Source organism: Streptomyces sp. NPDC018031, from assembly GCF_044327625.1.
In the GTDB taxonomy this organism is placed as follows: Bacteria; Actinomycetota; Actinomycetes; order Streptomycetales; family Streptomycetaceae; genus Streptomyces.
The window spans coordinates 119,320-145,918 of sequence record NZ_JBIRFT010000006.1; the positions used below are offsets into that span (position 1 = coordinate 119,320).

The 26,599-nt window shown below is 75.7% G+C and carries 17 protein-coding genes; 7 read left to right on the plus strand and 10 right to left on the minus strand.

Annotation, left to right across the window (positions count from 1 at the left end; genetic code table 11):
• Positions 1–143: 143 nt before the first annotated feature.
• The 6 genes from ACH4B3_RS16985 to ACH4B3_RS17010 form a co-directional block, all read right to left on the minus strand.
• On the minus strand, positions 144–392 hold the full coding sequence (locus ACH4B3_RS16985) for a hypothetical protein (RefSeq protein WP_398463631.1): 249 nt from the start codon (positions 390–392) through the stop codon (positions 144–146).
• Positions 393–485: 93 nt separating this feature from the next.
• Complete coding sequence (locus ACH4B3_RS16990) at positions 486–1,766, minus strand: hypothetical protein (protein WP_398463632.1); 1,281 nt, start codon at positions 1,764–1,766, stop codon at positions 486–488.
• Between the two features lie 96 nt (positions 1,767–1,862).
• The gene (locus ACH4B3_RS16995; protein WP_398463633.1) at positions 1,863–2,735 is read right to left on the minus strand and encodes a hypothetical protein; all 873 of its coding nucleotides are present in this window, start codon (positions 2,733–2,735) and stop codon (positions 1,863–1,865) included.
• A gap of 147 nt (positions 2,736–2,882) precedes the next feature.
• The gene (locus ACH4B3_RS17000) at positions 2,883–4,127 is read right to left on the minus strand and encodes a vWA domain-containing protein (RefSeq protein WP_398463634.1); all 1,245 of its coding nucleotides are present in this window, start codon (positions 4,125–4,127) and stop codon (positions 2,883–2,885) included.
• Positions 4,124–6,859, minus strand: a complete 2,736-nt coding sequence (locus ACH4B3_RS17005; protein WP_398463845.1) for a DUF5682 family protein — start codon at positions 6,857–6,859, stop codon at positions 4,124–4,126. Before ACH4B3_RS17005 ends, ACH4B3_RS17000 begins: the two co-directional genes overlap by 4 nt.
• Before the next feature lie 14 nt (positions 6,860–6,873).
• Positions 6,874–8,043, minus strand: a complete 1,170-nt coding sequence (locus ACH4B3_RS17010; protein WP_398463635.1) for an AAA family ATPase — start codon at positions 8,041–8,043, stop codon at positions 6,874–6,876.
• 142 nt (positions 8,044–8,185) lie between these two features.
• Here ACH4B3_RS17010 and ACH4B3_RS17015 point away from each other — a divergent pair, with 142 nt between their 5' ends.
• Positions 8,186–9,589 (plus strand): SWIM zinc finger family protein, encoded by a 1,404-nt coding sequence (locus ACH4B3_RS17015; protein ID WP_398463636.1) that lies wholly within the window; start codon positions 8,186–8,188, stop codon positions 9,587–9,589.
• 783 nt (positions 9,590–10,372) lie between these two features.
• Complete coding sequence (locus tag ACH4B3_RS17020; RefSeq protein ID WP_398463846.1) at positions 10,373–12,178, plus strand: DUF5691 domain-containing protein; 1,806 nt, start codon at positions 10,373–10,375, stop codon at positions 12,176–12,178.
• Positions 12,179–12,837: 659 nt separating this feature from the next.
• Here the strand turns inward: ACH4B3_RS17020 and ACH4B3_RS17025 are convergent.
• Complete coding sequence (locus ACH4B3_RS17025; RefSeq protein ID WP_197989895.1) at positions 12,838–13,248, minus strand: cobalamin B12-binding domain-containing protein; 411 nt, start codon at positions 13,246–13,248, stop codon at positions 12,838–12,840.
• A gap of 616 nt (positions 13,249–13,864) precedes the next feature.
• On the opposite strand from ACH4B3_RS17025, the gene ACH4B3_RS17030 reads away from it, so the two are divergent.
• Both ACH4B3_RS17030 and ACH4B3_RS17035 read left to right on the plus strand, forming a co-directional pair.
• On the plus strand, positions 13,865–14,800 hold the full coding sequence (locus ACH4B3_RS17030; RefSeq protein ID WP_398463637.1) for a lipase family alpha/beta hydrolase: 936 nt from the start codon (positions 13,865–13,867) through the stop codon (positions 14,798–14,800).
• 184 nt (positions 14,801–14,984) lie between these two features.
• The gene (locus ACH4B3_RS17035) at positions 14,985–17,030 is read left to right on the plus strand and encodes a peptidoglycan DD-metalloendopeptidase family protein (protein ID WP_398463847.1); all 2,046 of its coding nucleotides are present in this window, start codon (positions 14,985–14,987) and stop codon (positions 17,028–17,030) included.
• Between the two features lie 321 nt (positions 17,031–17,351).
• Here the strand turns inward: ACH4B3_RS17035 and pcrA are convergent, their stop codons facing one another.
• Positions 17,352–19,859 carry a DNA helicase PcrA gene (gene pcrA, locus ACH4B3_RS17040; protein ID WP_398463638.1) on the minus strand — a complete coding sequence of 836 codons (2,508 nt, stop codon included), beginning with the start codon at positions 19,857–19,859 and terminating at the stop codon, positions 17,352–17,354.
• A 321-nt stretch (positions 19,860–20,180) separates the two neighbouring features.
• On the opposite strand from pcrA, the gene sigJ reads away from it, so the two are divergent.
• On the plus strand, positions 20,181–21,071 hold the full coding sequence (sigJ, locus tag ACH4B3_RS17045; protein WP_398463639.1) for an RNA polymerase sigma factor SigJ: 891 nt from the start codon (positions 20,181–20,183) through the stop codon (positions 21,069–21,071).
• Positions 21,072–21,430: 359 nt separating this feature from the next.
• Here the strand turns inward: sigJ and ACH4B3_RS17050 are convergent, their stop codons facing one another.
• The gene (locus ACH4B3_RS17050; protein ID WP_398463640.1) at positions 21,431–21,784 is read right to left on the minus strand and encodes a hypothetical protein; all 354 of its coding nucleotides are present in this window, start codon (positions 21,782–21,784) and stop codon (positions 21,431–21,433) included.
• A gap of 268 nt (positions 21,785–22,052) precedes the next feature.
• Between ACH4B3_RS17050 and ACH4B3_RS17055 the strand changes: the two genes are divergently transcribed.
• Entirely contained in the window at positions 22,053–23,129 is a 1,077-nt protein-coding gene (locus ACH4B3_RS17055; protein WP_398463641.1) for an NlpC/P60 family protein, read from the plus strand.
• A 60-nt stretch (positions 23,130–23,189) separates the two neighbouring features.
• On the opposite strand, the gene ACH4B3_RS17060 is transcribed toward ACH4B3_RS17055, so the two are convergent.
• Positions 23,190–23,735 (minus strand): AAA family ATPase, encoded by a 546-nt coding sequence (locus ACH4B3_RS17060; RefSeq protein ID WP_398463642.1) that lies wholly within the window; start codon positions 23,733–23,735, stop codon positions 23,190–23,192.
• Positions 23,736–24,307: 572 nt separating this feature from the next.
• Between ACH4B3_RS17060 and ACH4B3_RS17065 the strand changes: the two genes are divergently transcribed.
• Entirely contained in the window at positions 24,308–26,566 is a 2,259-nt protein-coding gene (locus tag ACH4B3_RS17065) for a hypothetical protein (protein WP_398463643.1), read from the plus strand.
• Positions 26,567–26,599 lie beyond the last annotated feature (33 nt).

Consider the following 26,599-nt stretch of genomic DNA (forward strand, 5'->3'; position numbering starts at 1 on the left):
CAGCCCCCTCCCCAACGGGGGCTGCCCGGCCGTTCGGGGCACCTGCCGTTCGGCCGAACCGCCGATCGGCCGAATGGCGGCAGGTGCCCCGTGGCGGTGCGTCCTGCGACGACGCCGGGTGACCGGCGTCGCCGGTGACCACGTCAGGTGACGTGCATCGTCGGCGACCACGTCGGGTGACCGGCGTCGCCGGTGACGACGTCGGTTGCCGCCGTCGTCAGCGGCCGCCGTCGCCGGCGATCACCGTCATCGGGGCCGCCATCGCCGGTGACCGCCGTCATCGAGCACCCACCGCCGGTGACCGCCGTCGTCAAGCGACGCCCATCGCCGGTGACCGCCGTCGTCGGCGACCGTGGGCGTCGGTTTCCGTGGGCGTCGGTGACCGTGGTCACCGGTGACCGCCGTCGCGCGGCCGCGGGACCGTGGCCGCCGGGCAGACGACCCGGTCCTCGCGGCGGTGCGGAGGGCGACGTGACGGGCGCGCGTCAGGCGCCGAGACCGCCGGCGACCGGCAGCACCGGCAGCGGCGGGATGTTCGCGGCGTCGGTCAGGTCGCCGGGCACGGCCGGCAGCGCCAGGTCACCGGGGACCGAGGGGGTGGCGGGAACGGCCGGCACCGACGGCAGCGCCACCTCGCCCGGGAGCGAGGGCACGCCGGGGGTGGCCGGCACCGACGGCACGCCCGGGACCGCCGGGAGCAGGGCCCGGGAGCCCTCGGCCGCGTCGGTGGCGGTGCCGCGGGCGTCCGCCGCGGCCGTGCCCGCCAGCTCCTGGGCGAACGGGGTGGCGTCGGCGACCACCGCGTTCGCCAGGCCCTGGGCGTCACCGGCCAGGCCGGTCGCGAAGACCCGCGCGTCACCGGTCACCCTGGCGGCGAAGACCCGCGCGTCACCGGTGAGCCGCTGGGCGAACGGGGTGGCGCGGGTGACCGCGTGGTCGGCCAGGGTCCCGGTGTTCCCGACCGCCTGCCCGGCGACCGGGAGCACCCGGACGACGGCCCGGTGCGCCACCGGCGGCAGCACGTCGGCGGCCACGCCGTCGACGGTCGGCCGGGTCTCGGCGATGACGCCCTGCGCCGCGCCGGTCAGCTGCTCCGGACGGACGGCCGCACCCGAGACGGCGGCGAGCAGGTCATCGGCGGTACCCGGAGTGGGCAGCTCGGCCGGCAGCTCCGGGGCGGCGGGCAGCTCCCCGGGGAGGGACGGGACTGCGGGCACCGACGGCGTGGCGGGCACGGACGGAACGGCGGGCACCGACGGCAGGGCGCCGAGGACCGGCAGCGAGGGGACGACACCGGGCACCTCGCCGGTGGGCAGGTCCACGTCCGCGGCCTCGCCCGCCCCGTCGACGGCCTGCGTCGCGGTCTTCCGCAGCTGCTCCACCGCCTCGCCCGCGTCGGACCGGGTGACCGCGCCGGCCCGGCCGGTCACCTCGTCGAGCGCACCGAGGTCGCCGGCGCCGTCGGCCACGTCGACCGCATCGGAGACACCGGAAGCGTCCGGCAGACCGCTGCCCGCGGTGCCGGTGACCTGCCGGGCGGTGCCCTCCACGGCGCTCTTCGCGGTGCCGGCCGCGCCGGTCACCTCGGTGGCATTGGACGGCAGCGCGTCCTCGACGGTGCCCGTCGCACCGGTCACGGTGGTGGTCACACCGTCGGCCGCGGGGACCTCGGGCAGCTCGGTGGCGCCGGCGGCGGCGGTGCCCAGCGCCCACATTCCGGTGGCAGCGGCGGCGACCAGGAGGGAACGGCGGATGTTCTTGCGCATGGTGATGGAAGTCCTTCGAATTCAGGGGAATGGCGGACGGGCAGACCTGTCCCGCCCCCGCGCGGCAGGTCTCGACAGACGGGGGAGAGGTCTGCCCTAGCCGGGGAATTCGAGGACTTCGCGGTACCGCTCCCGGGTGGGAGCGGAGTCGTCGGCGCCAAGCGCGCCGGGCACCAGGCCGAAGCACGCCGTGCCGGCCGGCGGCAGGGCGGCGTGCTGGTCGCCGCCACGCGGCGCGCCGTTGTCACCGGTGCAGTGGGTCACCACGCCGAACGGGGTGCCCGGGAACGGTCCCTGAACGGGGCCGTGATCAGCACTGCCGCCGTCGGCCGCCGACGTGGCGGCCGTGGCCCGCTGCTCGGCGTCCCGGGTCGCGGTGGGAGCCGGGGTCGCCTGCTCCGTCGCGGCGGCGTGGTGGTCAGCGGTGGTCCGGTGGCCGGCGGCGGTGCCGCCGGACTCCGGTGACGGAACCCGTGCCCGCTGCCGGTCCGCTGACTCCCGGTCACCGGCGCCGGTGCCGTCCTGCGCACCGGGCACCACGTCCGGGAGCGGCACCGGCAGCGCGCCGGTGGTGTCCCGCACCAGGTCGTCGACCGGGTCGGTGAGGTCACCGACCCGCTCTTCGACCGGTCGGCGCACCGTGTCCCGGGTGGTGGTCCCGGCGGTACGGGCCGCCTCGGTGGTCGCCTCGGTGGTCGTCTCGACCGCGTCGACCGACGACTCGGCGCCGGTCTCGGTCCGCTGACGCGCGGCACCTGCGGTGACCGGGTCGAGTGCCCCGGCCGCGGTGGTGACCGCGCCGCCCTCCGGCGTGCCGGGCAGCTCCCGCCCGGCGGCCTGCGCGCTGCCGCCGGAGACGAAGCCCAGCACCAGGAACGCCCCGAGGAACAGACCCGCCATCAGCGCCCGTCGCCCCACGGCCGTACGCGGCAGGCGCACGGCCGAGAAGACGACGGACATGACGGACACGAGGGGCCCTCCCAGGAGAACGGGCGAACGACGGCAGCGTCGGCGCACGCGACGGAGATCAGGGGGATCGGACGGACGGACAGTGACACGTCCTTGGCCGATGCCGTGATCCTTGCACGACACACCGGGGGCCGCGCAACCCCGCGGTTACCGTTGCGTCGCCATGTCCGGTATCGGCAGTTGGCGCTTTTCGAGCGCCGCCGCCATCACTTCCGGAAAGAGGTCGGGGGTGCAGGCGAAGGCGGGCGCGCCGAGCGCGGCGAGCGCCGCGGCGTGTTCCCGGTCGTAGGACGGCGCACCGTCGTCGGAGAGCGCCAGCAGCGCCACGAACTCCACCCCCGACGCCTTCATCGCCGCCACCCGGCGCAGCATCTCCGCCCGTATCCCGCCCTCGTGGAGGTCGCTGATCAGCACCACCACGGTGTCCGCGGGCCGAGTGATCCTCGACTGGCAGTAGGCCAGCGCACGATTGATGTCGGTGCCGCCGCCCAGCTGGGTGCCGAAGAGCACCTCCACCGGATCCTCCAGCCGGTCCGTCAGATCCACCACCGCCGTGTCGAAGACGACCAGCCGGGTGGCGAGCGAGCGCATCGAGCCGAGCACCGCGCCGAACACCGAGGCGTACACCACGGACGAGGCCATCGAACCGGACTGGTCGACGCAGAGCACGACCTCCTTGCGGACCCCCCGCGCCGCTCTGCCGTGACCGACCAGCCGCTCCGGAACGACCGTGCGGTGCTCGGGCAGGTAGTTCCTCAGGTTGGCGCGGATGGTCCGGTCCCAGTCGATCTCCCGGTGCCGCGGCCGGCTGACCCGGGCCGAACGGTCCAGCGCCCCGGTGACGGTGGCCCGGGTGCGGGACGCCAGTCGTCTCTCCAGGTCCTCGACCACCTTGCGGACGACGGCCCGCGCGGTCTCCGCGGTCGTCTCCGGCATGGCCTTGTGCAGCGACAGCAGCGTCCCCACCAGGTGGACGTCCGCCTCCACGGCCTCCAGCATCTCCGGTTCCAGCAACAGCGCGGACAGCCCCAGCCGGTCGATCGCGTCCCGCTGCATGACCTGGACGACCGAGGACGGGAAGTACCTGCGGATGTCGCCGAGCCAGCGGGCCACCTGGGGCGCGGACCCGCCGAGCCCGGCCGCCCGCGGCCCGCCGGCCGGGCCGGTACCGCGCCCGCCCGGACCCGGCCGGGCGTCCCGCCCGTACAGCGCCTCCAGGGTGCGGTCCATGGCGGCGTCCCGTCCGCCGAGGGCATGGCCGGTGCCGTCGGCGCGGTCGGCGCCACTCCCCTCGCCGCCGAGTACCAGCCGCCAGCGCCGCAGCCGCTCCTGGTCGTCCGCCCCGCCGGGCACCGCCGTGGCCCCGGCGCTCGCCGTGGTCCGCTCGCTCATTCCGACCCCGCCCTCCTGTCTCGTCCGTCCTGCCGGCCGCCCGGAACGGCGGACCGGCCGCGCCGGGGCAGGCCCAGCAGCAGATGGAGCGTCGGCAGCACCGCGGCCGCCCGGTCCGGGTCGGTGCCCGGGCCGAAACCGGGCGGAACGGCGACCGGCACCCGACCGGCGGCCCCCGCCGGACCGACCGGGCGCCCCGCCGGGCCGCGCCGGACCAGCTCGCCCAGGGTGCGGCGGACCCCCGTCTCGTACCCGGAGAAGGTGCGCCGCAGCAGCGGCAGCACATCGGTGAACGCCGCCGCCGGCACCCCGGTCAGCCAGTCGTCGACCAGCGCCAGCAGCCGCTCGTCGTGGACCAGCAGCAGGCCGCCGCCCGACCCCCCGCCGAGGAACCCCTCGATCCACACCGCCGCCTCGGCCGGCGGGGTACCGGGGGAGAGCGCCAGACTCAGCAGCCGTGCCGACTCGTCCTCGGTGAGGTGACCGTCGTCCAGCAGGAGCCGGGCCGCGCGGCCCCGGATCAGCCCGGACGTACCGTCCCGGCGGGCGAGGGCCCGCAGCGCCCCGGCCCACCGGGCCCGCAGCCCGCTCCCGTCCGGTGCCCGGAAGACCCCGGCGGTCGCCGCACCGCCCCCGGGCGGGGCCTGCACGGCGCCCCCGACCTCGGGCGAGGGCGGACCTGCGACCCCGGCCTCGGGCGAGGGCGGACCGGCGACCCCGGCCTCGGGCGGGCCGGTCATGCCCACCGCCTCGGACAGCATGCCGATCGCCTGGTGCACCCCCTCCAGGTGGCGCCGCATCTCCTCGGCCCCGTCCGCGTCCAGGCCGGCGCAGGCCGCGGGCAGGCCCACCACGATGCGCCCGGCGAGGCCGAGGGCGACTTCGGTGAGCGAGGCGGTGTCGGTCCCCCGCACGTCCCCGTACCGCACCGCCCGCACCAGCGCGGGCAGCGCCTGCGCCAGGTGGGCGACCTCCGCGTCCAGTGCGGCCCGGTCCGCCAGTGCCCGCATCACGACCGGCAGCGCCTCGGCGAGTCCGGCCGGCAGACACCGTTCGGCGAGCTCGGTGACCTCGCCCAGGCTCCGCGCGCCCACCGCCTCGGCCTCGGCCTTCGCGGTGGCTGCGGAGAGCACCGTGGTCCCCCACACCCCCGCCTCCGCGACCCGCACCGACAACTCCGGCTCCCAGCACAGCCGCCAGGTCTCCCGGAACGTGCCGGTGCCGCCCCGCGCGGAGCGCGCCGGCACCCCCCAGTCGATGCCCAGCAGCCGGAGCCGGTGCAGCAGCCTGCTGCGCGCGGCGTCGGTCTCCCTGCGCAGATCCAGGACCAGCTCCCGCTCGGCCGCCTCCGGTTTGAGCCGCAGGGTGCGCTGGGTGCGGGACAGGTCCCGCTGGAGCAGGGCCGCGGGCGCCGCCGCGGGTACCTCGCCGAGCACGTCACCGACGACGAGCCGGTCCCGCACCAGGGCGAGCGGCACGTCGGAGCCCTCGCACAGCACGGCCCGCACCGCGTCCATGGTCTCGGTGAGACCCGCCAGCGGTCTGCCGCGCATCGCGGCGAGCGCCTCCGCGAGCCGGACCGCCTCGATGACGTGGGCGGACGACACCGCGAAGTCCTCGTCGCGGAGGAGACCGGCGACCTTGGTCAGCCAGCGCTCCACCGGCCGGTCCGGAGCGTGGAAGAGATGGCCGTACCAGCCCGGGGAGGCGATCCCGGCACCGTAGCCGCTGTGCCGGGCCAGCCGGCGGTGCGTCCAGGGCACCCAGCTGGTCTCCGTCCTGGTCTTGGGCAGTCCCTTGAGCAGCCGCCGGTCGGCGGTCGCCGTGGTGCGTTCGGCGAGGGCCGGTACGTGCCAGGCGCCGCAGACCACGGCCACGTCGTCGCCGAACTCGCGCCGGGCGTCGCGCAGCCGGAGCCGCATATGGGCCTCCCGCACCGCGTCGCGCGGGTGGCCGCCGTCCCCGAACTCCGACCGCAGCACCGCCATCGCCTCGCCGAGCACCGTGAAGGGCGCCAGCGCCGCCCGGCGCCCGGCGTCACCCACCCCGCCCGGGACGGCCGCCGGTCCCGGGCCCGTCCCCGGGACCGGACCCGCATCCGGCCCCGGGACGGCCGCCGGTCCCGGGGCGGTGCCGGGCCGGGGCCCGGTGCCGGCTCCGGCGCGGTGCTCCACGACGTCCTCCCACCAGCGCTCCGGGTCGTCGTAGCCCGCCGCTTCGGCGAGCACCGCGAGCGGGTCGACACGCGGCAGCACCGGGCGGGCCCCCTCCCCCTCGGGGCCGGGCGGGCCGCCCGCCGGGCCGGCACCGGGTTCGCCGCCGGCCGGCGCGCCGCCGGGCGTGCCCGCCGCCTCCTCCTGGGTGGCGAGGGCCAGTGAGTTGGCCGCCGGAAGGTCGATGAAGCGCACCGGCACGCCCCGGTCGAGCGCCCAGCGGATGGCGACCCACTCGGGAGAGAAGTCGGCGAGCGGCCAGAACGCGGCCCGACCGGGATCGTCCACCGCGTGCGCCAGCAGCGCGACGGGCGGCCGCATGCCCTCGTCGGCGGCGAGCCCCACCAGCGCGTCTCCCTCCGGCGGTCCCTCGATGAGCACCACCCGGGGCCGGCAGGCGTCGAGCGCCGCCCGGACCGCGCGGGCCGAGCCGGGCCCGTGGTGTCGCACCCCCAGGAGCACCGGGCCCGCGCCGGGTGGCGGCCGGTGCGCGGCGGCCCCCCGCGCCCCGGTGGTCATCCGCGCCCCGGTGGTCATCCGCTCACCTCGCGGCAGGCGCGGTAGAAGTCCTTCCAGCCCTCGCGCTCGCGCACCACCGTCTCCAGGTACTCCTGCCAGACCACCCGGTCCGCGGCCGGGTCGCGGACCACCGCGCCGAGGATGCCCGCCGCCACGTCCCCGGCCCGCAGCACTCCGTCGCCGAAGTGGGCGGCCAGCGACAGTCCGCCGGTGAGCACGGAGATGGCCTCCGCCGTGGAGAGCGTGCCGGACGGCGACTTGAGCCTGGTGCGCCCGTCCGCCGTGACGCCTTCCCGCAGCTCCCGGAAGACGGTGACGACCCTGCGGATCTCGTCCAGGCCCTCCGGGACCGGGGGCAGGTCGAGGGAGCGGCCGATCTGCTCGACCCGCCGCGAGACGATGTCCACCTCCGCCTCCGGGGTGGCGGGCAGCGGCAGCACGACGGTGTTGAAGCGGCGGCGGAGCGCGCTGGACAGCTCGTTCACCCCGCGGTCCCGGTCGTTCGCCGTGGCGATCAGGTTGAAGCCCCGGACGGCCTGCACCTCCTCGCCCAGCTCGGGGATCGGCAGCGTCTTCTCGGACAGCACGGTGATCAGCGTGTCCTGCACATCGGCCGGGATGCGGGTCAGCTCCTCGACCCGGGCGGTCATGCCCTCGGCCATCGCCCGCATCACCGGGCTGGGCACCAGCGCCTCCCGGCTGGGCCCGTGGGCGAGCAACCGCGCGTAGTTCCAGCCGTACCGGATGGCCTCCTCGGGGGTGCCCGCGGTGCCCTGGACGAGCAGCGTCGAGTCGCCGCTCACGGCCGCCGCCAGGTGTTCCGACACCCACGTCTTGGCGGTGCCGGGCACTCCGAGCAGCAGCAGCGCGCGGTCGGTGGCCAGGGTGGCGACGGCGACCTCGACGATCCGGCGCGGGCCGACGTACTTGGGCGTGACGACCGTCCCGTCGGACAGGGTGCCGCCGAGCAGATAGGTGGCGACGGCCCATGGCGAAAGCCGCCAGCGGGGCGGGCGGGGCCGGTCGTCCGCCGCCGCGAGCGCCGCGAGTTCGCCGGCGAAGGCGTCCTCCGCGTGGGGCCGGATGGCCGCCGCCCCGCCGCTCGCGGCATCCGACGACCGGTCACTCCCCGTAGTGGGTGCGGTCTTTCCCTCGGTTTCGTTGCCGGGTCCGGGCACAGTCACGGTCACAGCTCCCCCAACTCGTACTCAGGTCCGTTTCCGGGTACGTGAACCACCTTGCACCCGACCACTGACAATCGATTGCCCATCTGACGAACATGCAGGTCAGGGCCGATTGTCAGTGGCACGGCGTAGCGTTTTCGACATGAATCCGCAGGGGGAACGCTGGACGGCGGAACAGGTGCTCGCGCTGGCTCCTGACACCGCATCACGCAAGGCGGGCGGCAAGCTCGCCACAGCCGGCCCGTGGTCCGCGACGGGCGCTTGTGCACAGAGCGTATGGGGGATGTGCCAGGGCGGCGGGGGCGCGCCGTACCGGACCGTCGTCGATCTGGGGGGCCCGACCGGCCCCGGATACACCTGCAGTTGCCCGAGCCGCAAGTTCCCGTGCAAGCACGCGCTGGGGCTGCTGCTGCTGTGGGCGGGGGAAACGGGAGAGGGGAGCGTCGAGGAGGCAGCCGAGCCGCCGGAGTGGGCCGCGGCGTGGCTGAGCGGGCGGCGGGAGGGGGCCGGAGGGCAGACCGCCGGGGCGGCGGGCGCCGCCGACCCGGCCGGTGGCGGCGCCCGGGGGGCGGGCACCGCCGATCCGGTGGCGGCGCGCCGCCGGGCGGAACAGCGGGCGCGGCGGATCGCGGCGGGCGCCACGGAGCTGGAGCAGCGCCTGGCGGATCTGCTGCGGGACGGACTGGCCGCCGCCGGAGACGACTCGCACGCCGGGTGCGCCCCGTGGGACGAGACCGCCGCCCGCATGGTCGACGCGCAGGCGCCGGGGCTGGAGGCCCGGGTGCGCGAGCTGGCGGCGGTGCGCGACTCGGGCCCGGGGTGGCCGGCCCGGCTCCTGGAGGAATGCGCCTTGACCCACCTGCTCAACCAGAGCTACCTCCGTGTCGAGGAACTGCCGCCGGACCTGGCCGCGACCACCCGGTCGCGGGTGGGGCTCACCACGAGCACCGCCGAACTGCTGGCCTCGGGCACGCCGGTCCGGGACCGGTGGCGTGTGCTGGGCCGGCGGGACAGCGGGGACGGCAGGCTCACCACCCGCCGCGTGTGGCTGCGCGGCGAGCACACCGGCCGGATGGCGCTGCTGCTCTCCTTCGGCGCGGCCGGCCGCGCTCCGGAACTGGTGCTGCCCACCGGTCTGGTGCTCGACGCCGACCTCGTCTACTACCCGTCCGCCCGCCCGCTGCGGGCCGTGCTCGGCTCCCGCTACGGGCCGCCCCTACCGCCGCCGGAAGCCGCCGCGCCGCCCGGCACCGGCATACCGCAGGCACTGGCCGGGTACGGCGAGGCGCTCCGCGACGACCCGTGGCTGGACGCCTGGCCCACCGTGCTCGCCGAGGTCACCCCGATACCCGGGCCGGACGGCTGGCAGCTCGCCGACCCGCACACCGCCGCCGCGCTGCCCGTGGACCCGCGCTGCGTGGACCGGACGAACCTGTGGCAGCTCACCGCCGTCTCCGGCGGCGGCCCGGTCACGGTCTTCGGGGAATGCGGACACCGCGGCTTCGCCCCGGTCACGACCTGGGACCCGCAACCCGTACCGCTGTGACGCGGTGGCCCACCGCGGTGGTCGCCCCCGGGACGCGGCGGGGACCCGCCGGACACCCGTAGCGGCCCTGCTTCCGGCGCGCCCGCCGACGCACCGATCGACGCGCCGGTCAACGCACCAGTCGGCGCGGCCGCGCCGGAAGCGGGCGGCACCGCACCGGGCGCTGCCGCCACGACCGCCTGGGGCCGCGGGCGACCTGCCGCAGCCCGGTGCGCAGAGGGACGCGGCCGGCCCGCCCGGAAGCCGCGGCGGCACCCGGCATCGGCACCCGGACGGCTCCACGCCCGCCCGGCCCGCACCCCGCCCGCCCGTATCCGGCCCGCACCCCGCCCGCACCTCGACCGCCCGCATCCGGCCCGGACCCCGCCCGCACCTCGACCGCCCGTATCCGGCCCGGACTTGACCCGCGACCGGCACCGGGCCGACACCGTAGGAAGGGACGCCGTGTTCCGTACCGCGACCGACCCCGCCACCGAAGCCGTCACCACGACCGGCACCATCGCCACGAACGAAGCCGCCACCACGACCGGCACCGCCCGGACCGTCCCGGAGCCCGGCCCGGGCACGCCGACCACCGGGACCGGCACCGGTCCGGCCGACGGCAGGCCCGCCGCCGGCCCCCGGACCGGCCAGGCCGACGGCACCGCCGCGGCCGCCTGCCGCCACGCCGCGTCCGGCGCGGCGGGAGCGGCGGGAGCGGCGGGAGCGGGGGGAGCGGGGGGAGCGGGGGGAGCGGGGGCCGGCCCCGGGACGGGCCCGTCCGGCAGCCGTACGGACGCCGTCCTGAGCGACGGCCACGGCCCGGGAGCCGACCGGCCGGCCGGGGCGGTCGGGGCCGACTGGGACGGCTGGGCCGACTGGGACGACCTGGTTGCGGCCGCACTGCTCGGCACCGACCGGCGCCGTCCACCGGTCCCCGCGCGGCGCGGCCAGGACGCGGCCGGCGCCCTACTGGACGCCGCCGCGGTCAGCACCGTGGCCCGGCGCGCCGGGCTGCGCCCCGCTCCCGCCGGGCCGTTCCCGGAACCCGCGCCGGCCGACCCCCGCCCGGGCCTGCCCACCGCGGCCCGCCGCAGGCTGGCGCTGCTGCTCGCCGACCGCGGCGCACCGGGCCAGTCCAGCCCGCGCGCCGCGCCCGACCTGACCGAACTGCTTCCGCAGTGGCTCGCCATCGCCGACGGCCACGGCTACCGGGCACCCGACGCCCTGCTTCCGGCACTGCTGGACGCCGCCCGGGCCCGCACCGATCTGCGCCCGGAAGCCCTCGCGTTCGCCGGGCCGCGGGCCCGGTGGCTGGCCCGGCTCAACCCGGAGTGGAAGTTCGCGCTGCGCGGCGGTCCGGGCCGCGCCGCGGGGTCGGTGCTGCCGGACCCCGCCTCCCCCGAGGAGGTGCGGCGGCTCTGGCAGGAAGGGCTGTTCGCCGAGCGGGTCTCGGTGCTGGCGGTCGTCCGCCACCAGGACCCCGCGGCGGGTCTGGCCCTGCTCGCCGGCACCTGGGCCACCGAGCGGGCGGAGGACCGGCTGATGTTCCTCGACTCGCTGCGCGACGACCTGTCCCCGGCAGACGAGCCGTTCCTGGAGCAGGCGCTGTCCGACCGCAGCCGGAACGTGCGGTCCACCGCCGCCGAACTGCTCTCCGCACTGCCCGGTTCCGCGCTGGCGCGGCGGATGGCCGAGCGGATGCGCGCCCGGGTGCGGCTGGAGCTGCCCCGGGGCGGTGACGGGCCGCGGATCGCGGTGGACGCGCCGGCGGAGTGCGACAGCGGCATGGAGCGGGACGGTGTGGTGGCGAACCCGCCCGCCGGTCGCGGCGAACGCTCCTGGTGGCTCGGGCAGATGGTGGAGGCGACACCGCTGGAGTGCTGGACGGAGTGGTTCGGCGGCCGGGACGCGGCGGCGGTGGTGGCCCTGCCGGTCGCCGACGGATGGCAGCCCGATCTGCACGCTGCCTGGTGCCGGGCCGCGGTCCGGCAGCGGAACACCGAGTGGTCGCGCGCGCTGCTCGGGGCCCCGACGGTGCCGCTCACCACCCCGCCGGCCTCGGGGGAGGCGGCGCTGGCTGCGGCCTCGCCCGCCGCCTCCTGGCGGGACCCGGCGAAGCTGCTCGCCGCACTGCCGCCGGAGGAGCGGGCCGCCTGGGTCGCCGAGTTCATCGCCGCGCACGGTCTGTCGGACGCGTTCCGGCTGCTGGGGGTGTGCGCGGTCCCCTGGGCGGAGCCGCTGGGCCGGTCCGTGGTGGACGCCCTGGACATCGCACGGGACGCGGGCAGCTACCCGTGGAGCTTCAGCGGGGTGATGGGGCTGGCGGAGAGGTGCCTGGACCCGGCGCAGGCCGACCGGCTGGAGGTGCTCACCGCGCTGCCGGACGAGTCGGCGGACAGTTCGCCGGGCGCGGTGGGGTACTGGTCGGAGGCGTTCCAGCGCCTGGTGGGGACGCTCCGGCTGCGCGCCACCATGCGCTACGAACTGGACGGCCTCGCCGAGACCCCGGACGCCGGGCCGACCGGGCCGACCGCGCCGACCGCGCCGGAACGGCAGCGGGCGGTGCCCGGGCCGGAGGGGTGGGAAGGGGCGGAGGACGAGCGGTGACGCGGCGGGACAGGCGCCCGCGGACACCAGGGGCCGGCCCGCGGAAACCCCGGAGGCCCGCCGGCGGCTTCCGGGAGGACCGACCCGGACGTGCGGCGGACCGGCGACTGCCCGCGGCCCGGCCACCGGCATGGGTGTCCGTCCCCGGGAGAGCCGAAGAGTCCGGCGGGAACGGGCTCCCGCCCGGCCCGAAGGGGCCGGGCCGGGCCCGGTCACCCGAACGGACCAACGGCCCAACGGCCCGAGGAGCCCGGGGCCTCGAAGTGGCGGGGCAGCACCGGTGCCGCGGGCCGTTCATGCCCCCGGGGCCGTTCATGCCCCCGGGGCCGGGCACGGAGCCGGGGCCTGTCAGGGCCGGGCACCGAGCCTGGGCCTGAGGCAACCGGGAGGCCGGGGCGCCCCGCTGCCGGGGCCAAGGTCCGCTGCCGGGGCCGGGCTCCCGGGTGGGCCTCGACGCCTCAGGCTGCGGGCTCAAGATCCCGGGGCCCCGGCGGCGAGGCTTCCGGCGCCGCGCACGGCCCGGCGCGGCTACCTGGTCCGGGCGGGCCCGGACCTGCCGGCGGGCCGGCCGCCCTGGGCGTGCCCGGGCCGGTCGACCGCCGTAGCCGCGGCCGGTCGCGGTAAAGCGGTGGGCCGCGGTCGGGCGGTGCCGGTCGCGGTCAGGCGGCGACCGGGCGGACGTTCTCCCGGACCCACTCCACGATCGCGGTGGTGGTCGCGCCCGGGGTGAAGATCTCCGCGACGCCCTGCTCCTTGAGCGGCGGGATGTCGTCCTCCGGGATGATGCCGCCGCCGAAGACCTTGATGTCCTCCGCCTCCCGCTCCCGCAGCAGTTCCAGCACCTTCGCGAAGAGCGTCATGTGCGCACCGGAGAGGATCGACAGCCCGATGGCGTCGGCGTCCTCCTGGATCGCGGTGTCGACGATCTGCTCCGGGGTCTGGTGGAGACCGGTGTAGATGACCTCCATACCGGCATCGCGCAGCGCCCGCGCGATGACCTTGGCCCCGCGGTCATGGCCGTCGAGCCCTGGCTTGGCCACCACCACGCGGATCGGACCAGTCACTCCCATCACTGCCTCCATGCCTCCATGCACGACAGCCGTCACCGGCCGTAAGCGGTGAACCAACGTGAACGAACGTTATCTCCAGCTTCCCGCACGCAGCAGTTTCGGGGAGAGCAGGGAGGGGGAAATCACACATGGGACATCTGCACAGCACGGCCGCACCGGCCGGCCCGCCGCGTCATCAGGGGACGACGGGGGCGCACCCGGTACGGCCGACGGGAAGCCACAGCGGGGAGGTCGCACCCCGCGCCGCGTGCCGGTCGCGTCGGCCGCGCGGCGCGGTGGTGCGGCGCCCGGCTCTCGGCGCCCGGCCCTCCTCGGACCGCACTCCCCCACCGAGCCGGACCCCGCGCCCACCGCCGAGCCGTCCGTCGGCGGCCTGCCCCTTCAGCCGTCAACCGATGAACCGGTCGCGCCGGATGCCCGCCCGGACGGACCCTCGGGACGATGAGCGTGACCACCGGCCGGAGCGGGCGAGGGAAGCACCGGCCGCGCCCCACCCGCCCCGGCTGCCGTGGCCGTCACCTTCCCGGGAGACCGTCACGTTCCCCGGAGACCGGGACCGTCGACGAGGGCACGCGGAGCGGCGCCGCTTCCGCGCACCGTTGGGAGGTCGGACACGATGGCCCTGCCCTTTCCCCTCTCCTTCTTCGAGCCGCTGCGCTCGTCGACCGCGCTGATCCGGGCGACCGCGGTGGACGCGGCGGTGCTCGCCGGGCACCTGATGCTCTACCCCACCGGCCTGGCTCAGGAGCGGCCCCCCGCCGCGGCGGCCGAGGGCGACGGCCGGGGGCGGGGGCCGGGGCGCGGGAAGCACCGGCCGGTGCTGCTGCTGCACGGGTTCATCGACAACCGTTCGGTGTTCGTCCTGCTGCGGCGCTCACTGCGGCAGGACGGGCGCCACCACGTGGAAGGGCTGAACTACTCCCCGCTGACCTGCGACATCCCGACCGCGGCGGCCCTCCTGGGCGATCACGTCCAGGAGGTCTGCAAGCGCACCGGCCGGCGCCGGGTGGATCTGGTGGGGCACAGCCTGGGCGGGCTGATCGCGCGCTACTACGTGCAGCGGCTGGGCGGTGACGCCCGGGTGCACACCCTGGTCACCCTCGGCACCCCGCACGGCGGCACCCGCGCGGTCCCGCTGCTGTCGGCCCATCCGCTGGTGCGGCAGATGCGGCCGGATTCGCCGGTGATCGAGGCGCTCCGGCAGCCCGCCCCGGGATGCCGCACCCGCTTCATAAGCTTCTGGAGCGACATGGACCAGGTGGTGACACCGGCGGAGATGGCCTGCGTCCGCCACCCCGACCTGGACGCGCGCAATGTCCGTGTCACGGGTATCGGCCATCTCGCCCTCCCGGTGCACCGGACCATCGCCACCGGGGTCCGCCGGGCCCTGGACGGGGACACCACCCCGGTCACCGAAGCGGATGACCCGGACACACCGGACACCGGAGCGGACGGGTCGACCGGGAGCGCGGGGAGTTCGGGAGGCGCGCAGGGCGCGAGGGGCGCGAAACCTGGGGGTGACGACGCTTCAGGGGCCGCTTCGGTTGCGTGATCAGGCAGATAATTACCGAACAGTAATCGAACGCACGGCCAAGTAATGGCACGCACACCGGCGAAAGCCGACCAAATGCCCTTCCCTGCGCCCCCGGAAACCTGCCGAAGATTGTCGGCGTCGCATACCGCCGGGTACAGTCGCCGCTAATTCTCCTGCTGCCGAGGCGAAAGAGAAGTTGGTGGTGAACGACCGTCACCCGTCGGGGAGCTCGATCCCGACCGCTCCCGCTCCCGACGCCTCATACACCCCTTACTACGGGGCGTACGACGACCAGCAGGGGGCCCAGCCGGGCCAGGCCGGGCCCGACGGCTATCCCACCGGCGGCTACGACCAGTTCGGCGGCGACGCGTTCCACGGCACCGAGGGCTACCCGGCCGGCGGCTACGAGCCGGGCGGCTACGACACCACCGCCGCGTACGGGACGGGTACCCACGACCCGCACACCTATGACACCGGCCAGTGGGACGCCTCCGGCCAGTGGGACCTGGGCGCCGCCGCGCAGCAGGCGGTCGGGCACGACACCGGCGGCTACCCGGTCGCCGGCTACGGGACCGACGGCCTCGGCGCGGACAGCTTCGGAACCGGCACCCACGACTCCGGCTCCTTCACCACCGGCTCCTTCCCCACGGGCGCGTTCGACACCGGCGCGTTCGACACGGGAACGTTCGGCACCGGGACGTTCGGCACCGGAGCCTTCGACGGCACGGCCGCCCTCGCCGACGACGGCTTCGGCACCGCGCCCTTCGACAACGGCGGTTACGACACCGGAGGCTTCGCGACCGCGGACTTCGGCTCCGCGGACCAGGACGGAACGGCCTACCGGACCGGCGGGTACGCCACCACCGCGATGTGGGGCGACTCCGACTGCCTCCAGCCCGGAGACGCCGCCCAGGGTGCGGGGCTCACCGCGAGCATCCCGGCCCAGCAGACCACCGACGCCACCGGCCCGTGGGACCCGGCCGGCCACCCGGTCGACGCGGACCCGGCCGGCACCGGCCGGTGGGACACCGCGGACCAGTGGGGCACCGACGCGGGATGGGACACCACCGGGGTGCACGGCGCCGTCGGCGTCGACACCGGGCAGACCCAGACCTGGGACGCGACCGCCTGGGCCAGCGGCGACTCGCTGTACGAACCGCACGCGGCCGGCCCGTCCCACGACTACGCCGCCGACCACGCCGGCGAGCACCCCGCCGAGGCCGACTACACCGGCTACGACGGCTACGCGGACTACGAGGGCTTCGAGGATTCCACGGGCGGCGAAGGGCCGGACGGGATCGCCGGTCCCGGCGGTCCGGACGCGGAAGCCGGCCCGGACGGCGAACACCCGGCCCACCACTTCCCGGCGGACTCCGCCGGGGACCCGGACGGTCACCGGACCGACGCCTCCGGCGAACCGGGCGACGCGGATGACGAGCCGGTCCTGCTCGCCACCGGCCCGCGCCGGGAGACCGCCCGCGCCCGCCGGGGTGGCCGTCGCCCGGGCAACCGCACCGCCTCCCGTCCCAAGCGGTCCGCGCTGCTGACCGTCGCCGTGCCGTCCGTCGCCATCATGGGGGTGACGGCGGTCGCCGCCGCCGCGGTCGGCGGTATGGGGGGCGACGACGGCGGCAAGGACGACTCGACCACGCAGGCCGCGCCCGACGCCGCCTCCGTCAAGCCGTCGGTCGCCAACAGCAAGCTCGACACCCAGCTCGCCGGACTCTCGGACCGGGCCGACGACTTCGCCGATCGCGCCAGCCGCACCCAGGAGCGCATCGACCTCAAGGAGCGTCAGGCCGCCGAGCGGAAGCGCAAGGCGGAGGAGGCGGCGCGCAAGGAAGCGCTGCGTCCCAAGTTCGCGCTCCCGGTCGCGCAGCACGGGCTGAGCGCCCAGTACGGCCAGTCGGGCCTCAACTGGATGTCGCTGCACACCGGTATCGACTTCCCGGTGGGCTACGGGACCCCGGTGATGGCCGCCACGGACGGCACCGTGCGGACCCAGTGGAACAACGCCTACGGGAACATGGCGATAGTGACCTCCCCCGACGGCACCGAGACCTGGTACTGCCACCTGAGCACCACCAGGATCCGCTCGGGTTCCGTGAAGGCCGGTGACGTCATCGCGTACAGCGGCGACTCCGGCAACTCCACCGGACCCCACCTGCACTTCGAGGTGCGCCCCGGCGGCGGCTCCGCGATCGACCCGCTGACCTGGCTGCGCAGCCACGGGCTCGACCCGACGTAGCCGCGCCGCCCCTCGCCGGCCCCGGCGGAGGCATCGGCACCGTTTGACGGTGCCGGGGGCCGTCCGGGGCACCCGCCGCGGCGGACGAGCGTCCCCGCTGCCTCCCGCCCGGCGCATACGGGCCCGCCCACAGCCCGGTCCGCGCCCACTGCCGAGTCCCGGACCGATCGGGGCCGGAGCCCGCCGCCCGACCGGGTCCACGGCCCGACCGGGTCCACGGCCCGACCGGGGTCCGGGTGCAGGTCCGGATCCGGGTTCGGGTCCGGATCCGGGTTCGGATCCGGGTCCGGATCCGGGTCCGGGTCCGGTCCTGCGGGTCGGCTAGAGCTTCTCCACCGGCGCGTAGCGCAGCAGCAGCCGCTTGGGCTTCTCGTCACCGAAGTCGATGGTCGCCTCGGCCGCGTCCCCGCTGCCCTTCATACCGACCACCGTGCCCAGCCCGAACGAGTCGTGCGTGACCCGGTCGCCCACGGACAGCGAGACCACCTGCCGCTCGGTCGCCCGGCGGGTCGCGAAGCCGCTGGGCCCACCGCCCGCCGCACCCCGTGAACGCGCGGCAAGCGAGGACGACAGCGACGAGGTGATGCCGGAGACCGCGCCCATCGATGCCGAGGGCGTGGAGGGGCCGGTGCGCTTCCAGCTCAGGAACTGGTCGGGGATCTCCTCCAGGAACCGGGAGGGCGGGTTGTAGGAGGGCTGGCCCCAGGCGCTGCGCATCGTCGACCGGGTGAGGTAGAGCCGCTCCCGGGCGCGGGTGATGCCCACGTACGCCAGCCGCCGCTCCTCCTCCAGCTCCTTGGTCTGCCCGAGCGCGCGCATGTGCGGGAAGACGCCGTCCTCCATGCCGGTGAGGAAGACCACGGGGAACTCGAGGCCCTTGGCGGTGTGCAGGGTCATCAGGGTGATGACGCCGGTGCCCTCGGTGTCCTCGTCCGGGATCTGGTCGGAGTCGGCGACCAGGGCGACCCGCTCCAGGAACTCGGCGAGGGTGCCGGGCTCCTCCGCGGTGCGCTCCTGCTCGAACTCCAGGGCGACGGCCGCCAGCTCCTGGAGGTTCTCGATCCGGGTCTCGTCCTGCGGGTCGGTGGACGCCTGCAGCTCGGCGAGGTACCCGGTGCGCTCCAGCACCGCCTCCAGGACGGTCGCGGGGCCGGCGCCGGATTCGACGATCGTGCGCAGCTCCTCCAGCAGGGTGTTGAAGCGCTTCACGGCGTTGGCCGAGCGGGCGGCCATCCCGTAGGCGTCGTCCACCCGGCGCAGCGCCTGCGCGAAGGAGATCTTCTCGCGGAGGGCGAGCGCCTCGATCATGGCCTCGGCGCGCTCGCCGATGCCGCGCTTGGGCACGTTGAGGATGCGGCGCAGCGGCACGGTGTCCTCGGGGTTGGCGAGCACCCGCAGGTAGGCCAGGACGTCCCGGACCTCCTTGCGCTCGTAGAACCGCACGCCGCCGACGACCTTGTAGGGCAGCCCGACCCGGATGAAGATCTCTTCGAAGACACGGGACTGGGCGTTGGTGCGGTAGAAGACGGCGACGTCGCCGGCCTTGGCGTCGCCCGCGTCGGTCAGCCGGTCGATCTCGTCGGCGACGAACTGCGCCTCGTCGTGCTCGGTGTCGGCGACGTACCCGGTGATGGTGGCCCCGGCCCCGGCCTCGGTCCACAGGTTCTTGGGACGCCGGTTCTCGTTCCGCTCGATCACGGCGTTGGCGGCGCTCAGGATCGTCTGGGTGGAGCGGTAGTTCTGCTCCAGCAGGATGGTGCGGGCCTCCGGGTAGTCCTCCTCGAACTGGAGGATGTTGCGGATGGTGGCGCCGCGGAAGGCGTAGATCGACTGGTCGGCGTCGCCCACCACGCACAGCTCGGCCGGGTCGAAGTTCTCCGTGCCGGAGCCGACCAGCTCCCGCACCAGGGTGTACTGGGCGTGGTTGGTGTCCTGGTACTCGTCGACCAGGACGTGCCGGAAGCGGCGGCGGTAGTGCTCGGCGACGTCCGGGAACGCCTGGAGCAGGTTGACGGTGGTCATGATGATGTCGTCGAAGTCCAGCGCGTTGGCCTCGCGCAGCCGCGCCTGGTACATCGCGTACGCCTCGGCCAGCGACTTCTCGAAGCCGTCGCTCGCCCGGTCGGCGAAGGTCTCCTCGTCGATGAGCTCGTTCTTGAGGTTGGAGACCTTCGCGCTGAACGACTTCGGCGGGAAGCGCTTGGGATCAAGGTCCAGGTCCCGGCAGACCAGCGCCATCAGCCGCTTGGAGTCGGCGGCGTCGTAGATCGAGAAGGAGGAGGTGAACCCCAGCTTCTTCGACTCGCGGCGCAGGATCCGCACACAGGCGCTGTGGAAGGTCGACACCCACATGGCGTTGGCGCGCGGGCCGACCAGTTCCTCGACGCGCTCCTTCATCTCACCCGCGGCCTTGTTGGTGAAGGTGATGGCGAGGATCGAGCCGGGGTGCGCCCCGCGGGCGCCCAGCAGGTGGGCGATGCGGTGGGTGAGGACCCGGGTCTTGCCGGAACCGGCGCCCGCGACGATGAGCAGCGGGGCTCCGTGGTGCACGACGGCGGCGCGCTGCTGATCGTTCAGCCCCTCCAGCAGCGCCGCCGGGTCCACTGCGGGCCGGGCGGCGCCGTCCCGGTAGTACGGCTCCCTGGCCTGGCTGGGAACGGGCACGTTAAAAGTGTCGCCGAAGAGGTCGTGCGGCACCTCCTCCGCGCCGTGTCCGTGCGGCCCGTGCTCGGGATCCTCCGGGGGTGGCGGAATCTCCTCGCCCGCGGGCCCGGGGACCGTGGCGTCGAGGCTCGCCAGGAACTCGTCGTCAAAGAGGCTGCTGCTCATCGCCCACCGAGTCTAGGCGGAGCCACTGACAGTCCACACCCGATTGCCGGGGAGCGGACCGGGGGCCGCCGCGACGTGCCGCGACGACACCGGCCCGGCCCGCCGCCGCCGGGCCGGGACGGTGACGCACGCCACGGAATCCCCCGTGGCCGCCGGCGCAGCGATCATGGTCGCGCGGACGGGCGCCGGGCCCGGCCGGCACGGGGCGGCCGCGCGCGTCCGGCCCGGGCGCGGACGGACGGCGGAAGCCGCCGGGGCCGTCACATCGGCCGGGCGCCGCGCGTCAGTGCTGTGACGGATCGAGACCAGGGGATGTGACCGATGGACGCCAACGTGTTTCTGGCGGAGCGCTTCGAGGCCCACCGCGGCCACCTGCGGGCGGTGGCCTACCGCATGCTCGGCTCGCTGAGCGAGGCGGAGGACGCGGTGCAGGAGGCGTGGATCAGGCTCAGCAGGTCCGACAGCAGCGCGGTGCAGAACCTCGGCGGCTGGCTGACCACGGTGGTCGGGCGGGTCTGCCTGGACATGCTGCGGTCGCGGACCTCGCTGCGCGAGGAGTCGCTGGAGGCCCGGATACCCGACCCGATCATCAGCCGGGAGGACGCGGTCGACCCCGAGCAGGAGGTGCTGCTGGCCGACTCGGTGGGGCTGGCGCTGCTGGTGGTGCTGGAGACGCTGGGTCCGGCGGAGCGCCTCGCCTTCGTCCTGCACGACATGTTCGCGGTGCCGTTCGACGAGATCGCGCCGATCGTGGGACGCACCCCGGCCGCGGCGCGGCAGCTGGCCAGCCGGGCCCGCCGCCGGGTCCAGGGCACCGTCACCGTCCCCGACCCGGACGTCGCACGCCAGCGGGAGATCGTCGACGCGTTCCTCGCCGCGGCGCGCGACGGCGACTTCGACACGCTGGTGTCGCTGCTCGACCCGGACGTGGTGCTCCGCGCCGACTACGGCGCCGCGCCCGCCCTCGCCCCCCGCAAGGTCCACGGCGCGGTGGCGGTGGCCAACCAGGCGCTCATGTTCCGCCGCCTCGACGGCTCGGCCGGGGCCGCGCGCCCGGCGCTCGTCAACGGGGCCGTCGGCCGGATCGTCTTCCGGGACGACCAGGTGTTCTCGGTCATGGGCTTCACCGTGCGGGACGGGAGGATCGCGGCGATCGACATCCTCGCCGACCCGTCGCGCCTGGACGAACTGGACCTCACGGTCCTGGACTGACCGGGCCGCCACGACGCCCGGACGGGGCCGGACCGGCACGACGCCCTGACCGGCGCCCGGACCGGCGCCCGGCCGGCACGACGCCCGGACGGGGCCGGGCCCGCCTCCGGCGCGGGGGTGGCGGGCGGCCGCCCCGGCCGGGCCCGGCCCCGCCGGATCAGGCTCGGTCTGGCCCGGCGTGGCCTGGCCCGAGCCGGCCTGAACCGGCCCTGACCTGGCCTGACCTCGCCTGACCTCGCCCAAGCCTGCTTGACCCGGCCTGGGCCGACCTGACCCGACCGGCTCACCCGGCTCGACCGACCTGAGCCGGCCAGCTCGACCGGCCTGAGCCTGCCCGACCCCGCCCTGAACCCGCCGGATCAGGTCCAGAGCACCGCGATGAAGATGTTCGCGGTGGTCAGCAGGCCCACCGCGCCGAACAGCGGGTTCGGCACCTTCTCGTCGTCCCGCTTCACGTACACCAGGGCGAGGACCACCACCAGGACGGCCGTCTTCACGGCGATCTTGACGTTGTCGACGCTGTTGTCGTCGGCCTGGTTGAGGCCGACCAGGGTCACTCCGGTCAGCAGCATGGTCAGCGCACCGTGCAGCATCCCCGGGGACATCCGCGCCTCACTCGCGCGCATCGCCTTCGTCTGGGCGAGGAACCCGCCGAGCAGCGCGGCGATGCCGATGATGTGCAGACCGACGAAGACATGTATGAGTGCGTCCATGGACCCGGAGCGTAGCCCCGCCCGTAGCAGGGGCCGACGGCCGGGTGGGGCGTTATCGCCCCTTCGGTCACAGCTGCCCAGAAACCTTCCGGCCGGTCCCGGGCCGGGCGGTCAGGAGCGGTCAGCGAACCGCTGAAACCGATCACTCCCGTCCATCTGCCCGCTTCCGTGTCATTCGGCGGTCTAGCTTCCTCGCCAGGCGGCGGCCCGCTCCCCCGTACGGGCCGCCGCCGCAGTCCGCCGCTCGGAAGAAAGGGACCCCACCGCTGTGGCCTCGCACCGGAAGCCCAGGCAGCGTCCGCCGCTCGGCGGCACCGCCCGCACCGCCGCGACCCTCGCGCTGGCCGGCGCGGCGACCGCCGGCACCGCTCTGGAGGGCTCCGCGCACGCCGAGCCGCTGACCTCCACGGCCCGGGTGAAGGCGCAGGTCGAGCGGTACCACCGGGAGGCCGAGGAGGCGACTGAGCGCTTCAACGGCGCCAAGGAGAACGCCGACCGGGCCGCCGCGGCGTACGAGGCGCTGCGCGACCGGGCCGCCCGCGAGACCGCCCGGCTCAACACCGCCCGCAACGCGCTCGGGTCGTACGCCACCGCCCAGTACCGGTCCGGTGCCGTCGACCCCGGGGTGCAGCTGGCGCTGTCCTCCACCCCGGACGACTACCTGGACCGCGCCTCGGCCACCGCCCGGGTGCACGGCCGCCAGGCGTCGGCGGTGGGCAGACTCGTCCGGCAGATAAGAGGACTGAAGCAGGTGCGGTCCGAGGCGAAGGGCAAGCTCGCCGAGCTGAACCGGTCCCGTGACGCCCTCGCCCTCCACAAGCGCGCCGTGGAGTCCAAGCTGCACGCCGCCGACCGGCTGCTGGACCGGCTCACCGCCGAGCAGCGCCGCCGGGTGCTGGACGGCGACGCCGCCCGGGGCGCTCCCGGCCGGGCGGCGTCCGGCGGCGGCGAGGCGACAGGCCGGCCGGGCCCCGTTCCCCCCGCGCAAGCCCCCTCCGGCCGTGCCGCGCTCGCCGTCTCGTTCGCCTACGGGGCGCTGGGCAAACCGTATGTGTGGGGGGCCACCGGGCCGTCCGGCTACGACTGTTCCGGGCTGACCCAGGCCGCCTGGCGGTCTGCGGGGGTCGCGCTCCCGCGCACCAGCTACACCCAGATCAACGCCGGCCGGCGGGTCGGCCGGGCCGAACTGGCCCCCGGTGACCTGGTGTTCTTCTACGACGGGCTGAGCCACGTCGGTCTGTACATCGGGGGCGGCAAGATGATCCACGCGCCGAGGCCCGGATCGACGGTGCGGATCGCGGGCATCGACGACATGCCGTTCGCGGGCGCCTCCCGCCCGCTCTAGCGGCCGCCCCGGGGGCCGGGCTCCGCGCCCCGCCCGGCAGGGCCGCCCGCGCGAAGCGTCCTAGTGGCCCGCTCCGGCACCGACCCGGGCCAGCACCGCGTCGGCCAGCTCCGGCGGGGTCAGCTCGCCGTCCAGGAACACGGTGTCGCCGGGCAGGACGCCGGCCGCGGCGATGCCCCGCTCGATCCGGTCCTTGCACCAGCGCCGGATCCGCTCGTCCTGCGCGGGGTCGTCCGGGGCGAAGCTCCGGCCGTCGATCCGCCGCTCCAGCACCTCCCGGGGAACCCGGAGGAAGAAGTGGCGCACCTCGACCCCGGCCTCCTTCAGCCGGCCGAATATCTCGCCGGCGTAGCCGGGGTCGAGCAGGGTCATGGGGACGAGGACCGGGCGGCCGTACTCCTCGACCAGCCCCACCGCCAGGTCGGCGACCTGCCGCCGCCACAGCCGGAGGTCCTGGAAGTCGCCGGTGGGCACCTCCACGATCCGGCGCAGCAGAAAGCCGACCATCTCCGGGTCGTAGACCAGGGCCTCGGGCCATCGCGGACGCAGCTCGTCCACCAGCGTGCTCTTCCCGCTGCCGAACGCACCGTTCACCCAGACGATCACAGCGGACCTCCACATCGCGGTCGGCGGGCCCGCGCGTCGGTCCCGGCGTCCCGACCAGCATGCCCGGCGTTCCGGCGTTCCGGCGTGCCGACATCCCGGCGTCCCGGCGTCCCGGCGTCCCGGCGTCCCGACGTCCCGACCAGCATGCCCGGCGCGGGAGATGAGGCCCGACCGCCGGCGCCGATCACGCCCGAAAGATCGCCACGAGCGGCCGGATCCTGCCGGCGGACCGGTCGGACCGCTCCCGTGACCCGCCCCGGGCCGCCCCGGCCGCGCGCCCCCGCCCCGGCCGCGCGCCGCCGCCCGGATGAACGACGGTCGGCGTCTCACCGAACGCCCGGGGTGCCCTGGGTGACGGAGGGATTCGCCCCGTTTCGCGGCCCCGATTCCCCACAACCCGGTCCACAACTCGCCGGTCTCACGAGCAGGAAGAGCAAGAAGCGCGAGCGGCTGGGTGAAACGAGGGAACTCGGATGGCACCACGGACACCGACTGCATCACGGACATCACGAACATCACGGACAACGACCGCACCGCGGACCGGAGCGAGGACGCGGAGACTGACGACCGCGGTGACGGCGGCCCTCGCCCTCGGTGCCGGGCTGCTGGGGAGCGCCGGCCCGGCGGTGGCGGCCCCCACCGCCGACACCCCGGCGGCGATGCCGAGCGTCACCGTCCCCGGCGAGCGGATGGCACTGCCCCGTTCCTCGGGGATCGTGGCGGCCGACGGCACCGGCTACCTGTCGTCCCGGGAGGCCCGGTTCCCGCACGGGCCACTGCTCTGGGTCGCGGACGACGGCCGGCGGGTGGAGAACCTGCCGCCGACCCGTGCCTTCAACGGCGGCCACGGCCTGGAGCAGGTGCCGGGCACCGGAAGCTTCCGCATCCGGCACTACGCGACCGGCGACACGGTCCGCTTCGACCTGCCGGCGACGGACACCGTCACCGGGATCTTCGCCGCCGACCGCCTGGTCACCCTGCGCCGGGCCGACGGCAGGAACACCCTGCACCTGTGGGAGGTCCCGGCCGGCGGCGGCGCCCCGGTGGACCGGCCGATCGGCGGGGTGCCGGACGACATGGGCCCGGCCGTCTACACCCCGGCGTCCGACAGCCGCGGCGCGGCGTTCTGGTGGAAACCGGTGGGGGGCGGCGCCTGGCGCACCGCGCTGCTGGACTTCGCGAGCGCCCGCGTGACGCTGATACCCAGCGACGACTTCGGTGTGCTGGAGTACCCGCGGCTCTCGGCCGACAAGGTCGTCTTCATGGCTGTCGACAAGAAGTTCGACGTGGCCAACGCGTACGTCGTCGACCGCGCCCACCCGGAGCGGCCGGGCACCTCGATCACCTCGCTCGACGGCGTCCGGGACTGGCACACCGAGATGGCCGTGGTGGGCGACTGGCTGGTGTACGTGAAGCCGGACGACAGCAAGGGCACGGTACGGGCGGTGCCGCTCGGCGGGGGCCAGGCCCGGACGCTGCTGGACCGGTCCCGCGGCGTCTTCGTCACCGCCGAGGACGGAAGCCTGCTGGTGGAGGGCGGCAGCGACGCCACGCGCTGGGCCGTGCACCGGGTCACCCCGGGCGCGGACGGCGCGCCCACGACGGCGACCCGGGTGGCGCTGCCGCCGATGTCCGCGTGGGAGGTCGGCGGATTCGCCGTCGACCAGGGGCGGCTGCTGCTCGCCGAGGAGGACACCCAGGGCACCGAACCGTACCCGGGGACCCGGCTGTTCGGCGCCGACCTCACCCTGCCGGCCGACGGCGCGCCGACCGCGTCCACCCCGGCGGACCTCGGTGACCTCGGGTACTGGGTGCCCGGCGACGACTCCGGCGATCCCGGCTCCAGCGGCTACTACCAGTCCTGCTACGGCCCGTGCCTGCGGCTGACCGGAAACGGCGAGGGCACCGTGCTCCACGAGCAGCACGACGTGCCGGACGTGGTGGCGGCGTCCGGCCCGTACTCGGTGGTGCGGTACCACGAGACCCGGCAGGAGATACGGAACGGCACCAAGGTGCTCCGGAGGACCGGCGTGCAGGCCGCGGCGCTGTGGGGGAACACCCTGTGGACACCGGGCGGCACGCCCGGCACGGTGAACGCGGTGTCCCTGCCGTCGCTGGCCCCGGCCGGCTCCGAACGCATCGGCGCCCCCTGCACCCCGCAGGAACTCCAGGTGGTCGGCCGCTGGATCTACTGGTCCTGCGGGCCGGGCCAGGACGCCGGGGTGCACGACCGCACCACCGGGCGCGCCATCGACGTCCCCGGCGGGTACGCCCAGTTGGCGGACGGCTACCTGGTCAGCCAGGACGACCGGGCCCGCAAGTTGATGATCACCTACTTCCCCGGCGCCGTCCCCGAGGACCGGGCCGGCACCCGGGAACTCGCCCCGCTGCCCTTCGCCATGCACGCTCCCGAGGACCGGCGCGGCCGCTACTGGGCGGTCGACCGGTTCGGCGGCCCGGTGGCCTACCTCGACGCCGCCGGGAACGCCGTGGTGACCTGGCCGAAGGTGACCACCTCCGCGCTCGCCGTCATCGCCACGTCGGCGCCGGCGAAGCTGAACACCTCGGCGGGCACCGGCTGGCGGGGCGGCTGGCACACGTCCAAGCCCACCTCGGGCTGGAAACTGACCCTCACCCGTACCGGCGACAGCACCGTGCTCCGCACCTTCACCGGCGGTCGGACCCGCGGCCGGATCGCCGTCACCTGGGACGGCAAGGCCAACGGGACGAAGGTGAAGCCCGGCACCTACCGGTGGACCCTCACCGCCCGGCCCACCGACCGCACCCGGCCGGTGGTGACCTCCGGGGTGGTGACGGTGCACACCGGCTAACCGGCGGGGCGCCCCGCGCCCCGGCACCCCCGC